This is a genomic window from Acinetobacter sp. ANC 4204 (assembly GCF_002135205.1).
In the GTDB taxonomy this organism is placed as follows: domain Bacteria; phylum Pseudomonadota; class Gammaproteobacteria; order Pseudomonadales; family Moraxellaceae; genus Acinetobacter.
The window spans coordinates 12,455-26,629 of sequence record NZ_NEFZ01000009.1 but is presented as its reverse complement, the minus strand read 5'-3'; the positions used below and the strand labels follow the sequence as shown (position 1 = coordinate 26,629).

The window sequence follows — 14,175 nt, the reverse complement described above, 5'->3', positions numbered from 1 at the left end:
TCGGTCAAAACATTATCCATAAACTGCGCTGTTTTAAATTGTTTTTTTGAGTCTTTACGCTAAATTAATAACGGAAAGTGACTCCTGCTGAGGCAAAACGACCGCCATTGATGTACCACGTATCAGTGCTTGAGTAGACTGCTTTGTATTTGACATCACCAATGTTTTGGATATTGGTGAACAATTTGATATTTGGATTTACATTCCAAAATGCATTGAGATCAATCGTTGCATAACCAGGAATTTTAACGGAGTTTTGGCTTGCTTGAGCTTTTGCATGAGAACGAGCGACAAGAGCAGTATTTACACCATAAGTTCCGTCATCATATCCTGCTGTAAAGGTAAAGGTTTGACGTGGACGACGCACGAGTTCAAACCCAGTAGATTCATCTTCTGTTTTTACGTAAGCATATTCAGCAGATGTAAAAAGTTGATCTTTTTTCCAATTTAAACCGAGCTCACCACCAGTCATATTGGCATCATCAATATTGACATATTGCCATGAGGCATTTGATCCAATTAGGTTTTTGACTTTAGTGTAATACACAGACGCATTTGCACTTAAACCATAGTTAAATTGTTGATCTAAACCGATTTCATAAGAAATACTTTCTTCTGGTTTGAGATCTTGATTCCCATAAAAACCAGCATATAGCTGATAGGCTGTTGGCGCTTTAAATGCAGAACCAATATTGGCATAAACACTTGTCAACGGTGCAATTTGTAAACGTCCAGCTATTTGCCCTACAGTGTGTTGACCAAATTGATCATCATCTTCTAAACGGATACCTGCTTGAGTGTGTATGCCCGCATTATTATATTGATGTTGTAAGTAATACCCTGTAGACCCAAGGTTTTTCTTCCCAGATAGGTAATCATAAGTCACATCAGTATCTTGTGTTGATACACCGAACAAAATGTTTTGTTTTGGAGTGAACTTCCAATTTAAATTAATGTCACCTTCATTGCGCTCACTATCATAGGCATACGAATACGTTTCAATATAAGTTGCTTCATCTTGATAATTTGAATAGCGGGCATTTAAAGTTAATGCATCTGTGAATTGGTATAGACCATTCCAGTTGATCAATTGATTTTTAAAATCACGTTTAGCAGTATTTGTACCTGTAGAATAGTCTAAATAGTGATTGATTCCTTCATTTTCACTAATAGATACGTTTGTTTTAAAATTATCTTGTTTGTATCCAATCTTAGCGCTATAACCTTTTTGGTCATAGCTCGCTTGGTCATTATTCTGTGTATTTAAGATTTCTGTGCCATCACTTTCTAAGCGTTGACCTCGAATTTGAGCAAAAAAACCATCTTGAGCTAGATCTAATCCTACCAGTGCTTTATATGTGTTGTTCTCACCATATAAGCCAGTAATGAATGCACTATTTTTTTCTGGGGTGTCTGTCAGTAATTGGATTACCCCACCAATTGCATCAGAACCATATTGAACTGAAGCAGGGCCTTTAAGAATTTCAATTTGACCGACATCAGATAAATCTAAAAGTTCGGTATTATTTTTACCATTAATCCCTTCAATTAAAGCAGCACCATCTTTAAGTACTAAAGTATGATTGGAATTTGTACCACGGGTGAAAATGGAAGTTGTTTGCCCAAGACCACCAGTTTGAACAACATTTAATGCGGCATCTTGTTTGACTAGATCATTTAAGTTAAGAGCTGGATTTTTTTCGATGTCACTTTTTGAAATCACAGCAATACGGGCAGGAACGTCTTTAATCTTTTCTTCAGAACGTGTTGCAGTTACAACGAGTGTGTCTAAAGATGCATTAATACTGTCTTGTGCAGATGCTGTTGCGGAGAAACCCATCGCAAGAGCGATTGCGCCCACTAAAGCTGTAGGCTGAAATAAATTTGGCATGCTGGCTCCATACATTCACCCCCCGTGAATGATTGAGTTAAATGGCGCAATAAGCAGGTCTCCGGACTTAAATATAAATATTGCGAACAATATTGGTATATCCATCTTCCCACACGAGTGCAGTGATGTAAGTGCAAACACTTATAAAGATATACGTTTCGTTTTACCGTTGCGGGGGCAGTGTTGGACTCTCACCAACTTCCCTAAAGCATAGTGCTCAGACTTATTGCATTTGGGCGAAGTATAAGGTTTGTATGCGAATTAAACAATCTATGTAAAGATTTTTCAGGATGAACTTTACGCAAGGCGAAAAAATTGCATTACAATGATTCGCCCTGTTATTTATAGATCAGCTATAAATAGGGTTGAGCCAGAGTTATAACCTATGCGAACCCGTGCCAAAATTTGTGGGATTACCCGTAGCCAAGATGTTCAAGCTGTGGTCAAAGCAGGGGCAGATGCAATTGGTTTTGTATTTTTTCCACCTAGTCCACGCCATGTCAGTGTAGTTCAAGCCAAAGAATTGATTCAACATGTGCCTGCCTATGTGCAAACTGTTGGACTTTTTGTGAATGCCACTGCGGATGACATTGCGGATGTGTTAAAACAAGTGGCACTGGATATCATCCAGTTTCATGGTGATGAAACACCAGAAGACTGTCAGGTGATTGGGACACAAGTAGGAAGGCGCTGGTATAAAGCTATTCAAGTCAAACCTGAATTGGATGTGGTGGCAGAAGTTCAACGTTTCCAACAAGCAGGGGCAAGTGCAGTGCTCTTAGATGCCTGGCATCCTGAACTCAAAGGGGGAACAGGACACAGTTTTGACTGGTCACAATTCCCTACGCTTGATATTCCTTTAATTTTAGCGGGTGGTTTAACCCCCACTAATGTTGAAGACGCTATAAAGACGACTGGGGCTTATGCTGTAGATGTCAGCGGAGGCGTCGAATCCGCTAAAGGTATAAAAGACCAACAACTTATAGAAAACTTCATGCAAGGAGTCCATCGTGGATCAGCAAAGTAATGTGATTGACTATACCCAATACCCAGATGAACGTGGGCATTTCGGTATCCATGGCGGACGTTTTGTGTCAGAAACTCTAATGGCAGCATTAGAAGACTTAGAAAAGCTCTATTTCCGTATGAAGGATGATGAGCAGTTTCTGGCAGAATTCGACCGTGACCTCGCCTACTATGTAGGTCGTCCTAGTCCTTTATATTATGCTGAGCGATGGTCGAAAGAGTTGGGTGGTGCGCAAATTTATTTAAAACGTGAAGACCTCAACCATACGGGTTCACATAAAGTGAACAACACCATTGGTCAGGCTTTACTGGCAAAACTGTCAGGTAAAAAACGCATTATTGCTGAAACGGGTGCAGGTCAGCATGGTGTCGCAACGGCAACCATCGCGGCGCGTTTAGGTCTGGAGTGTGTGGTATTCATGGGTGCAGAGGACGTAAAACGTCAAGCCATGAATGTCTACCGTATGCGTTTACTTGGTGCAACTGTTGTGCCTGTCGAAAGTGGCTCAAAAACATTGAAAGATGCCATGAACGAAGCGATGCGTGACTGGGTGACCAATGTCGATTCAACCTATTATGTGATTGGTACGGTTGCAGGCCCACACCCATATCCACAGTTAGTTCGTGACTTCCAGTCAATTATTGGCCGTGAAGCGCGTAAACAAATTCAAGAGCAAGCAGGGCGTTTACCTGATGCTTTAGTGGCATGTGTAGGTGGCGGTTCAAATGCAATGGGCTTGTTCTACCCATTCTTAAACGATGCTGATGTGAAAATGTACGGCGTTGAAGCTGCGGGTTATGGCATTGAAACAGGTAAACACTCTGCACCGTTAAATGCAGGTCATGTTGGTGTTTTACATGGTAACCGTACTTATTTGATGTCAGATGAACAAGGTCAGATCATTGAAACGCATTCAATTTCAGCAGGTTTGGATTATCCAGGTGTGGGTCCTGAACATAGTTTCCTGAAAGATATGCATCGTGTTGAATATGTGCCAATCAATGACAATGAAGCTTTACAAGGTTTCCGTGATTTAACTCATATTGAAGGAATTATTCCTGCTTTGGAAAGTTCTCATGCGATGGCTTATGTCACTAAACTTGCGCCAACCATGTCTAAGGATCAAATTATCATTGCGACGGTTTCTGGTCGTGGGGATAAAGATTTGATGACTGTGGCACGTATTGATGGCGTGGAAATGGTTGAGATGTAATGACTTCTTTAAAGCCTTCCTATTGAGGGGAAGCTTTAAATATTAGATTTAAAGAATCGTGTTGGGTGAAAGCTCAGCACGATTTTTTTGAAATAGAAGTTTATCCAAAACATGAATAAGGGAAGGCGACATGGATGTTGCCCGTTGAGCAGCATTACAGGGATGTAATGTCTGCTCAATAAGATGGTTTTGTTACTTTTGCCGAAACAAAAGTAAGATATTTCCTGCCAATGAAAACTTTGGTCAAATCTATCTCATTGTATTGGTGATAACGTTATTTAAATTTTGACGGAGTCTTACTGCTTACACCTCAAATGTAAGGAGTTCATAATGTTACTTTGGATAAGCTCAAAGTAACCAAAGGCATTGTCATTCGCAAAACTCGTCCTATACTTTCATGTGATTAATGGAGTTGCAAAAACATTTCTCTTGAAGGGTAGTTTACCTCGAACAATTGCGAATGATGCTTCCGTGAAGCGCCTGTTAGCTATAAAAAAGTATCTCAAAAGAAAGGAAATAGAATGCCCAACCTATTTATGGTTATGCTAGGTGGTCGTCATGCACGTGCCAATACCGAAGTCCATGATGTTGTGTTTGCTGTCGCTGACAGTTTAGAAGACAGTTACCCGCAACTTAAACATGCATGGTTTGGTGAACAAAAAGGCTTACATATAGATGCTTGGGCACGGCTAAATGGTGTTGAAAGTGCGGGGAAAAAATACCAAATACAGTTTAGTGATGCTCAGCCTCAAGTCACAGATGAAAAATTGTGGCTCATAAATTTAGGTGGCTATGACACAGGTGAATTTGGGGAGTTGCATCGTTATGTACTCGTTGTTGCCCCCAATGCAGTAGAAGCCAAACAACTTGGCAAACTACATTTTGATCAAAAGTGGAAAAAGCAACATACAGATCGTGTTTTAGACGTCGATGACTGTATTGCGATTGATTGCATACATGGACGTTATGTGCTGTTGGTTGAAGCTGAGTTTGCACAGAATGTATGGGAAAATACGTATTTGATGTTGAGTTAAGCTGAGTGCGTATTCAGTGCTAGGATGAAAACATAAAGACATCAAAATGTTAATCTGATTTCTTTTCATAAGAAGCTGATGAAAAAATAAACTAAATGCTGTTCAGTGCCAAAATTATAGGCATAATAAGCATACGGATATTAATTAACTTTTGCTTAAGGATAGAGCATCAATGGATTTGATACAGTCCAATGGACAACCCCATTATGGTCGGTTTAGTGAACTTCCAAAAACCATTGATTTAGATAAATATCAGTATAAAACTCCGTATGGTGAAGTGCTTACGGGATGGCGTAAGAAACTGAAATATAAAAAATTTAAGTTTTGCAGCATTCAACATGAACACTATACCATTGGTCTTGCAATTGCCGATATTGCTTGGGCAGGACATGGTTTTGTTTATATTTATGATCATCTTAAAAATGAAGTGCTTGAATGGAATGCGGTGAACTTTTTAGCACGTAAAACCGTATTGGATGAACAGCCTTTATATAATCAAAGCGTGTTTGCAAATTCACCTTTCCAAATTGAAATTCAGCATGCCAATGGTGTGCGTTATGTGCAAGTGACTAAATATGGTGAAATTAAACTGAGTGCACGTATTTTCTGTGCCAGTACAGAACCGCTTAGTATGTGTAGCCCAACAGGAATCAATGGTTGGACCTACACACAAAAACTCACAACTTTGGCTTGTGAAGGATTTTTTACCAATAAAGCAGGTCAGATAATCCAATTCAATGATCGGACATTGGCTTCTTTAGACGATACCTGTGGTTTTCTTAGACCTGAAACAGCTTGGTTTTGGTTATCATGCAATTTTTGGGATGCTGAGGGCAGACGCATTGGGCTCAATTTAGCTTCTGGTGTAAATGAAAGTTTTGGCAATGAAAACTGTTTGTGGATAAATGGAAAATTATACACAGTGAGTGATGTTTTGTTTCAGATGGAAGAAGAAGGTCGCTGGACGATTCGTTCGTTAGATGAGCGTTTGCATTTAACCGTGACTACGGGTTGGCGTCGGTTTGAAAACCTCAATTTACGTCTGGTCGGCAGCCAGTTTAGTCAGTGGCAAGCCAAGATTAGTGGTACGATCCAGCAGGGTGAGCAAGAGCTTATCTTTCTCAATGAATATGGCTTACTTGAACAGCATTATGCAAAGTGGTGACAGCGTAAATAAAAAACTGGCTCAGTGCCAGTTTTTTATTGGTTATGGTTTTTCACTTTATTTTCCAGCTTGCCAAAAAGCTTCGCCCGCTAAAATTGGATCATTCGTTTCTGCTAGGGTGTCGATCCAAACATCATACTGTGCAATCACAGGATGTTGATTTGGGTGAAAGTCTTTCTTAAACCAATCGAAATATTGCCCACGCATCCGAGACAGTATTCCTTTTTGTCCAAAGAACCATGGCAGCCCTTTACGCATCATTTGCAAACGTTGCAGGCGGCTAAAACCATCATGCTTGAGCATGACATCTGCGCGGTAGGTGGTGAAACCAAACATCATCACCGTGGTAAAGGCCAGTGCAAACAAACGGGTCGCTTCTGGAACATGTCCGACTTGTTTCATGACATCAAACGCCACATCACGGTGTTCCATCTCTTCAATGGCATGCCATGCAAATAAAGCACGTACATAGGGATGGGCTTCTGCTAAGGTTGTTTTGTGGCTATAAAACGTTTCCGCCATGAGTGCAGTTAAATGTTCCGCAGCGGCAGTCATCGCAATGTTGTATTGAGGCGAGCGTTTACTCAGTTCAAATTTAAAGATTTTATTTAAACGTTGAATAAATTGGTCAACGGGCATGCCTTGTTCTCGCATGACCTGATTCATTTTGTCATGGGCAATGCCATGTTGCGCCTCTTGTTTAATAAAATCTGTTACGCGCTGCGCTAATTCAGGGTCTGTAATCTGATCGCGAAATAAACGCACGCTTTGAATAAAATAGCGTTCACCATCGGGAAATGTGAGGCTGAGTGCATCAAACATGCGGGTCCGAAATGGGTCGCCACCAAACCAAAAACGGGGCACTTCATCGAGCTTAAAATTAAGTTGGGTTCGTACAACCGGTTCAATAGGGGCACTAACAATGGCATTCATTTTGTTTTACTTCATTTGCCTTGGATGATTGCAGTATGTCGGAGAAAATACAGTTTGTTTTGACAGATATTGCCTTTTTTTATACATTTTACGCCAATATGAAAATGTCGCATGTCAAATAGCGGGTAGGCCGTCATGCAAGAATTACAAATTCCCAATGGTTATTTTCAGCTCTGGAATATGTACCTGATACAGCAGGGCATTGATTTTCATCATCTCGATGTTTTAAATCCATATAAAGTGAACTTAGAGCATGTGCTCAGACTGCCGATTGATACTCAGTCGCCTTTTTCTTTTTTTCATACGATTTTACAGCTCACGCAAACGGAGTTGGACTGTCCACAGTTAACCATGGAAATGGCTAAGCTGATTCGTCCTGAACACTTTGGTGTACTAGGCTATATGGCGACTCGAAGTAATAGCGTGGCTGAAGCCTTACAGTATGTTATGCGCTTTAGTCGCTTGGTGATTGATGGGGCGGAAGTAACGCCGATGCACATGCAACAGCAGGGCAATGAAATATGGCTGACATGGCCGTTCCACCATGAAAAATATGCAATGCTGAATGAAATGACCATGGCCTCGATGGTGCATTTGGCTAAGCAAATTTTCCCCGATCAATTACAGTTCTTAAAAATTCAAATGGCCCATTCCGCGCAGATGGCACTCTATCATTATCAAAAGTTTTATGGCTGTGAAGTGAGCTTTAATCAAGCCTGCTATGCCTATGTGATGAGTGCAGACAGTTTGAGCTTAAAATCGGGCTTTGCTGATCCTTCCTTAACGCAGCTTTTACTGAAACAAGCAGAGGTTGCCATTGCACTCAAACCTCGTTATGAAAGCGTATTACAACAGATTCATAGTGCCGTGGCGGATTATCTTAAAGCACATGCGGAAGCCCCTAAAATCGAGCACATTGCAAGTGAGCTACATTTGTCTACGCGGACCTTACAGCGCCAGCTACGAGACTTAGGCAGTTCATTTAAGCAAGTGCTTGAATGTGAGCGTATGAAGCAGTGTGAGCAGTTGCTTCAACAAGATTTAAGTTTGACTGATATTGCCTTTCAACTCGGCTACTCGGGGCAGTCTGCTTTAGCGCGTGCTTATAAACAGCATAGTGGACAGACCTTATTACAGTTGAAACGACAACTGAAATAACAGCAGGAATAAAAAAGCGCCTTTGGCGAGGCGCTGAAATGTATGAAAGGATCAGACCGATTTCAGTCGTGGAAAACGGAACGCAATCGCAAGAATGGCAAAAATCGCCAGTATCCAACAGTAGTAAATGCTGCCGATGAGTTCGACAGGAGAAAGCTTTGCAATCGAGCAGGCCAATAGAAGTTGTGCGCCATAGGGAATCAGTCCTTGTACCACACATGAAAAGATGTCGAGTAAAGCAGCTGCACGTTTTGGGTCTACGCCATATTCTTTAGCAACTTCACGTGCCATATCGCCCGATAAAATAATCGCTACAGTGTTATTGGCCACAAAAATGTTGGAGAAAACCACTAAAAAGCTCAATCCAATTTCACCTGCACGCTCGCGACCGACTTTAAATAAACGGGTTAGGCTGTAAATGCGTTGAATAAGCCAGTCGAGTCCACCTTCTTTTTGCATAATGGTCGAAAGACCGCCTAAGAACATCGACAGTAACGCCACTTCAAACATACCGACAAAACCATCATAGATGGCTGTGTTGAGTTGAATGACTGTAAATTCTGGCTGTGCAATTAATCCCATCACTCCAGAGAGCACCACGCCAACCATGAGTACAGCAAGCACGTGTAAACGACTGAAGGCGAGGAAAAACACCACCACATAGGGCAATACCAGCCAAAGGTTAAAGTCTTTGGATTGAATACTTTCGGTTTGATGGATGCTAAAGACATAAATCGCGATCGTGACTAAAGCTGCAGGTACTGCAATCCAGACATTGACGCGAAACTTGTCTCGAAGCTGAACTTTTTGACTGGTGGTAGCGGCAATGGTAGTATCCGAAATCATTGACAGGTTATCACCAAACATTGCACCGCCGACGACTGCGCCTATGGCATAGACCGCAGCAATATCAGTGGCTTGAGAGAAGCCAAAGGCAATCGGTGCACAGGCTGCAATCGTGCCCATCGAGGTGCCCATTGCTGTTGCAATGAACGCTGAAATAATAAATAGCATGGGCAGCACAAAGGCCGGCGGAATCGCAGACAAGCCCATTTGCACTGTAGCATCTACACTACCAATGGCGCTGGTGGTACTGGCAAATGCGCCTGCCAGCATGAATACCATGAACATTAAGATGAGGTTCGGGTGACTTGCACCGCGCAGAAAGGTTTCGATGCCTTGATTCAGCTCACCGCGATAAATCAATACTGCCAAAATAATGGCAGGAATGGCCGCAACTGGCGCTTTCATTTGATAGAACGCAAACTCGGTTCCAATCACAGAATGGTAAATACCACTGCCTAAGAAAATGGCTAAAAAAACAATAAGCGGTAATAGCGCAAGCGCACGTGCTTGCACTAAACCTGAGTTATCGGTGGTCATAGGAGATAGAGAAATGAAAGAATGTGCGTAGTATAATGCAGGTTTTGCTATTTCATAAAACTTTAAATGTAAAAGCTAAACCGCCTATTTTTATCATTTTTTTGCAAATAAAAATAAGTTTATCTAAAACTTAGACATTTTGGTATTTCCTAAAATTAGGCATCTTTGATCATTGAGAAAAAAACCGAAATATCAGTAAATGGTGCTTTACGGTTGTTCTGAAAATATTTGACGAAAAATGAATTGGAACGTGAACGCAATGTGCTCTATTCAATGAGTAAAAAATAGCGTTACAATGCAGCGTCTTGTATTTTTACAAAGCCAACTCCTCAGTAGTTTTAATTTTAAACAAGTTAAGGAAAGCACAACCCTATGTCACGTTTAGCCACTCGTTTTGGACAGCTTAAATCTCAACAGCGTAAAGCTTTGGTTTCTTATGTTATGGCTGGTGACCCTCATCCACAGGTAACAGTTCCTTTGTTACAACAGATGGTCGAGGCGGGTGTTGATGTGATTGAACTCGGTCTTCCATTTTCAGACCCTATGGCAGATGGTCCTGTGATTGCCCTTGCAGCAGAGCGCGCATTGGCAGGTGGCACCAATACCTTAGATGCTTTGAATATGGTCAAAGAGTTCCGTCAAAAGGATCAAGAGACCCCAGTGGTATTGATGGGTTATCTGAATCCAGTTGAAGTGATTGGTTATGAAAAGTTTGTATCGACTGCGCACGCATGTGGCGTCGATGGCATTCTACTGGTGGACTTACCACCAGAAGAAGCAGCAGAGCTTGATGTTGTATTGAAGCAATTTGATATGGATCAAATCTTTTTACTAGCGCCAACCTCAACGGACGAACGCATTAAACATGTGGTGAAACAGGCGAGTGGTTTCATCTATTACGTGTCTTTAAAAGGGGTCACAGGTGCAGCAACTTTAGATGTTGCTGAAGCTGCAAACCGAATTGCAAAAATTAAAGCAGAAACAGATATTCCTGTCGGTGTTGGTTTTGGGATCAGTGATGCGACATCTGCCAAAGCAATGGGCGGAGTGGCTGATGCTGTGATTGTTGGTAGTGCTTTTGTTAAGCAATTTGCAAGCTTAGCACCAGAACAAGCCGTGGTTGAAACGGTTAATAAAGTCAAGGAGCTTCGAGCAGCGCTCGATGAGTTAGTATGAGTCAAGATGTTAAATCAGGGAAAATCCTAAGCCCATCGACGCCATGGACTGAACGTGGTGTACCCGGTATTCAAGTACCTGATGAGCAAACCTCACTCAAGGCGACGTTTACAGAACCAACGATAGAATGCCCTGAGTGCCATGCACTTGTTACACGTACTGCAATGTCATTTAACGCTTATGTTTGCCCTCAGTGTGATGAACATTTGCGTATGAAAGCCCGGGATCGTTTGAATTGGTTCTTTGACCAAGTGCAAACAGAATTGGGACAAGAATTTAAAGCCAAAGATCCGCTAAAATTTGTTGACTCAAAGCCATATCCAGATCGTATGACTGAAGCACAGAGCAAAACGGGTGAAACTGAAGCCTTAGTTGTGATGCAGGGTTTGCTTAAAGGTATTCCTTTGGTTGCCTGTGCCTTTGAATTTGACTTCATGGGTGGTTCAATGGGTACGGTAGTTGGTGACCGCTTTGTGCAAGCAGCTGAAAAAGCCATTGCGGACAAACAACCTTTGATTTGCTTTGCTGCTTCAGGCGGTGCGCGTATGCAAGAAGGTATGTTGTCTTTGATGCAAATGGCGCGTACTTCAGCGGCTATCCAAAAAATGAAAGATGCAGGTCTGCCTTATTTAGTGGTGTTGACGCATCCTGTTTACGGTGGTGTAACGGCATCTTTAGCGATGCTTGGTGATGTGCATATTGCAGAGCCAAAAGCGATGATTGGTTTTGCGGGTAAACGTGTCATTGAACAAACTGTGCGTGAAAAGTTAGAAGAGCCGTTCCAACGTGCTGAATACTTGCTTGATCATGGTGTAATCGATCAAATTGTCCACCGTCACGCATTACGTGATACAGTTTATCGTATTGTCGCGAAATTGATGAATTTGTCTTGAACACAGCACCACTTGCAACAGACTCTTTAGCAACATGGCTCGATTATTGGGGCCATGTTCACGTTACGGGTATTGATTTAGGGTTGGAACGCGTCATTCCAGTAGCTGAAAAGCTTGGAGTGACACGACCTGATGCCAAAGTTTTAACTGTAGCGGGAACCAATGGAAAAGGTTCGACCACCACCACATTAGCTGCCATTTTAAATGCACAAGGCTATAAAGTGGGACTGTATCAGTCACCGCACATTTATCGTTTTAATGAACGAGTTAAATTGCGTGGGGTAGAGGTTGATGACCAAAGTTTGGTTGATGCTTTTGTGCAAGTGGATCAAGCACGCCGTGATTGTGATTTAAGCCTCTCGTTTTTTGAGGCGACGACACTCGCGGCTTTTGTCATTTTTAAAGACCAAGCCTGTGATGTTTGGGTGCTTGAAGTGGGTCTAGGCGGTCGTTTAGATGTGGTCAACGTGATTGAACCCGATGTTGCGGTGATCACCAATATTGGTTTAGACCATACTGACTGGCTGGGCGATACCATTGAAAAGATTGCCTTTGAAAAGGCAGGTATTATCCGTCCCAATATTCCTGTGGTGTTCGGCGGCTTACAACACATTCCTCAAGCGATTCTTGATAAAGTGGATGCTTGTGCTGCCACATTATATGCAGTGAATCGTGACTATTTTTATCAACCTAGTGAACATGGTCAGTCGTGGATGTTTGCATCCAGTGGCGCCACTTTAAATTTGCCCCTCGGCACATTGGCCGTTGAAAATATTTCAACAGCCGTTGCTGCTGTTTTATTGAGTGGTTTAACTGTCACTCAAGCGGCTATTTCTAAAGGAATTCAAAATGCAAAATTGCAAGGTCGTTTTGAAATTCGCCAAATACAGAATAAAACCGTAATTTTTGATGCAGGGCATAACCCGCACGGTGTTGCTTTTTTATTAAATCAATTGCGAAATTTCCTAAAATACAATAAACAGTACACTGAAGTAGTCAGTGTTTTCTCAATGTTGACAGATAAAGATGTGAAATCTGTCACAGAGTTATTGAAAGACACCATACAAATGTGGAAAATTGCGGCATTAACTGTTCCGCGTGCAGCACCAATTGAACAATTGGATCAAGCATTGCTAGGACAACAGGTGCAGCACTTTGACAGTGTGAAATTGGCTTTTAAATCAGCGCTCGATGAAACAAAGAATAATCAGCTGATTTTGGTATGTGGTTCATTTCATACCTTAGAAGCGGTATGGGAGTATTTGGAAGAATGTCAATGAATAGCAAACAGCGTTGGATGGGTGGCGTTGTTTTATTAGGTGGTGGTGTCCTTTTGGCAGCATTACTTCTTAAAGGCAAAGAAGAAATACATCAAAATAATATTAAAACACCAGAGCTTGCGACACAATCTGTGCAACGTAATGCTGAAGGTGAGTTAGCTCAACCTCAGTCGTTAACGGTTGATGTTGAAACAGAAAAACGCTTACTGGAACAGCAACGTGTCGCACGTGAAAAATCAGTTGCTGAACAAGAAGCTCGTGCGGCTGAATTTTTAGCGATGCAGCAACAAGCCGAAGCCGATGCTGCACGTAAGGCCGCAGAAGAGTATGCTGCGCTGAATGCACATCGCAATGCCGCACAGCAAAGCTCGGACAACATTCCACCCGAATTGGTTGAGGATGAAAAAGCCAAGCAACAACGAATTGTTGCGGACAAAGCGGCTGAACTAAAGAAGTTGGAACAGCAAAAGCTACAAGCCCATACTGAGGCTGAAAAAGCAGCTGCTGCAAAAAAACTGACTGAGCAAAAAGCCTTAGCGGAAAAGCAAGCGCTTGAAGATAAAGCCAAACGTGAAGCTGAGGCTAAACGTAAAGCAGAAGACGAGCGTAAGGCTGAAGCAAAAAAAGAAGCTGATCGTAAAGCAGATGCTGAGAAAAAAGCGGAAGACAAACGTAAGGCAGATGAAAAGCGTAAAGCTGATGAAGCCAAGAAGAAGGCGGAAGCTGAAAAAGCGCGTGATTTGCTTGAGCATGGCGATAAGCAGTGGATGGTACAAGTGGCATTGGCTGCCAATGAAGCCAATGCAGATGCTCTGGCTGCCAAGCTTCGTGCCAAGGGTTATAAGGTCACTAAAAGTCCAACCTCTAAAGGCGTGCGGATTATGGTGGGACCATCCAAAGACCGTGATACTGCCGATGCAGCTCGCAAGAAGATTACCTCAGATGCAAGCCTCGGCATGAAGTCAGCTTGGGTGATTGACTGGGTGCCACTCGACAAACGTTAAGATTGGGTTTAACCCAAT

At 42.2% G+C, this 14,175-nt stretch carries 12 protein-coding genes and 1 riboswitch; of the genes, 9 read left to right on the top strand and 3 right to left on the bottom strand.

The features are described 5' to 3' along the window. Positions 1 to 64 precede the first annotated feature (64 nt). Positions 65 to 1,891, bottom strand: a complete 1,827-nt coding sequence (locus B9T36_RS15750; RefSeq protein WP_086210409.1) for a TonB-dependent receptor plug domain-containing protein — start codon at positions 1,889 to 1,891, stop codon at positions 65 to 67. Between the two features lie 34 nt (positions 1,892 to 1,925). Next, positions 1,926 to 2,133, bottom strand: a riboswitch (cobalamin riboswitch). A 143-nt stretch (positions 2,134 to 2,276) separates the two neighbouring features. On the opposite strand from B9T36_RS15750, the gene B9T36_RS15745 reads away from it, so the two are divergent. The 4 genes from B9T36_RS15745 (at position 2,277) to B9T36_RS15730 (ending at position 6,330) form a co-directional block, all read left to right on the top strand. Continuing rightward, complete coding sequence (locus tag B9T36_RS15745; RefSeq protein ID WP_086210408.1) at positions 2,277 to 2,918, top strand: phosphoribosylanthranilate isomerase; 642 nt, start codon at positions 2,277 to 2,279, stop codon at positions 2,916 to 2,918. Further along, positions 2,902 to 4,131 (top strand): tryptophan synthase subunit beta, encoded by a 1,230-nt coding sequence (gene trpB, locus B9T36_RS15740; RefSeq protein WP_086210407.1) that lies wholly within the window; start codon positions 2,902 to 2,904, stop codon positions 4,129 to 4,131. The genes B9T36_RS15745 and trpB overlap by 17 nt, the downstream gene beginning before the upstream one ends. 521 nt (positions 4,132 to 4,652) lie before the next feature. Further along, positions 4,653 to 5,165 (top strand): DUF1543 domain-containing protein, encoded by a 513-nt coding sequence (locus B9T36_RS15735; protein WP_086210406.1) that lies wholly within the window; start codon positions 4,653 to 4,655, stop codon positions 5,163 to 5,165. A gap of 172 nt (positions 5,166 to 5,337) precedes the next feature. Further along, the gene (locus B9T36_RS15730) at positions 5,338 to 6,330 is read left to right on the top strand and encodes a DUF2804 domain-containing protein (protein ID WP_086210405.1); all 993 of its coding nucleotides are present in this window, start codon (positions 5,338 to 5,340) and stop codon (positions 6,328 to 6,330) included. 57 nt (positions 6,331 to 6,387) lie between these two features. On the opposite strand, the gene B9T36_RS15725 is transcribed toward B9T36_RS15730, so the two are convergent. Further along, positions 6,388 to 7,263: a metal-dependent hydrolase gene (locus B9T36_RS15725; protein WP_086210404.1), complete on the bottom strand. Its 876-nt coding sequence runs from the start codon at positions 7,261 to 7,263 to the stop codon at positions 6,388 to 6,390. A 135-nt stretch (positions 7,264 to 7,398) separates the two neighbouring features. Between B9T36_RS15725 and B9T36_RS15720 the strand changes: the two genes are divergently transcribed. Further along, positions 7,399 to 8,421, top strand: a complete 1,023-nt coding sequence (locus B9T36_RS15720; protein ID WP_086210403.1) for an AraC family transcriptional regulator — start codon at positions 7,399 to 7,401, stop codon at positions 8,419 to 8,421. A gap of 51 nt (positions 8,422 to 8,472) precedes the next feature. On the opposite strand, the gene B9T36_RS15715 is transcribed toward B9T36_RS15720, so the two are convergent. After that, positions 8,473 to 9,804 carry a Na+/H+ antiporter NhaC family protein gene (locus tag B9T36_RS15715; RefSeq protein WP_086210402.1) on the bottom strand — a complete coding sequence of 444 codons (1,332 nt, stop codon included), beginning with the start codon at positions 9,802 to 9,804 and terminating at the stop codon, positions 8,473 to 8,475. A 372-nt stretch (positions 9,805 to 10,176) separates the two neighbouring features. Here B9T36_RS15715 and trpA point away from each other — a divergent pair, with 372 nt between their 5' ends. From trpA to B9T36_RS15695, 4 genes are read left to right on the top strand one after another with little or no spacing between them, the layout of a single operon-like run. Beyond that, entirely contained in the window at positions 10,177 to 10,980 is an 804-nt protein-coding gene (gene trpA, locus B9T36_RS15710) for a tryptophan synthase subunit alpha (protein WP_086210401.1), read from the top strand. Next, on the top strand, positions 10,977 to 11,873 hold the full coding sequence (gene accD / locus B9T36_RS15705) for an acetyl-CoA carboxylase, carboxyltransferase subunit beta (RefSeq protein ID WP_086210400.1): 897 nt from the start codon (positions 10,977 to 10,979) through the stop codon (positions 11,871 to 11,873). The genes trpA and accD overlap by 4 nt, the downstream gene beginning before the upstream one ends. Continuing rightward, complete coding sequence (gene folC / locus B9T36_RS15700) at positions 11,870 to 13,153, top strand: bifunctional tetrahydrofolate synthase/dihydrofolate synthase (protein WP_086210399.1); 1,284 nt, start codon at positions 11,870 to 11,872, stop codon at positions 13,151 to 13,153. Before accD ends, folC begins: the two co-directional genes overlap by 4 nt. Continuing rightward, on the top strand, positions 13,150 to 14,157 hold the full coding sequence (locus B9T36_RS15695) for an SPOR domain-containing protein (RefSeq protein ID WP_086210398.1): 1,008 nt from the start codon (positions 13,150 to 13,152) through the stop codon (positions 14,155 to 14,157). The genes folC and B9T36_RS15695 overlap by 4 nt, the downstream gene beginning before the upstream one ends. Positions 14,158 to 14,175 lie beyond the last annotated feature (18 nt).

What these genes read in the sequence shown, in the direction of transcription:
- accD (WP_086210400.1), top strand. Translation starts at nt 10,977, where the DNA reads ATGAGTCAAGATGTTAAATCAGGGAAAATCCTAAGCCCATCGACGCCA.
- trpA (WP_086210401.1), top strand. Translation starts at nt 10,177, where the DNA reads ATGTCACGTTTAGCCACTCGTTTTGGACAGCTTAAATCTCAACAGCGT.
- B9T36_RS15745 (WP_086210408.1), top strand. Translation starts at nt 2,277, where the DNA reads ATGCGAACCCGTGCCAAAATTTGTGGGATTACCCGTAGCCAAGATGTT.
- B9T36_RS15750 (WP_086210409.1), bottom strand. Translation starts at nt 1,891, where the DNA reads ATGCCAAATTTATTTCAGCCTACAGCTTTAGTGGGCGCAATCGCTCTT.
- B9T36_RS15730 (WP_086210405.1), top strand. Translation starts at nt 5,338, where the DNA reads ATGGATTTGATACAGTCCAATGGACAACCCCATTATGGTCGGTTTAGT.
- B9T36_RS15725 (WP_086210404.1), bottom strand. Translation starts at nt 7,263, where the DNA reads ATGAATGCCATTGTTAGTGCCCCTATTGAACCGGTTGTACGAACCCAA.
- B9T36_RS15695 (WP_086210398.1), top strand. Translation starts at nt 13,150, where the DNA reads ATGAATAGCAAACAGCGTTGGATGGGTGGCGTTGTTTTATTAGGTGGT.
- B9T36_RS15715 (WP_086210402.1), bottom strand. Translation starts at nt 9,804, where the DNA reads ATGACCACCGATAACTCAGGTTTAGTGCAAGCACGTGCGCTTGCGCTA.
- B9T36_RS15735 (WP_086210406.1), top strand. Translation starts at nt 4,653, where the DNA reads ATGCCCAACCTATTTATGGTTATGCTAGGTGGTCGTCATGCACGTGCC.
- B9T36_RS15720 (WP_086210403.1), top strand. Translation starts at nt 7,399, where the DNA reads ATGCAAGAATTACAAATTCCCAATGGTTATTTTCAGCTCTGGAATATG.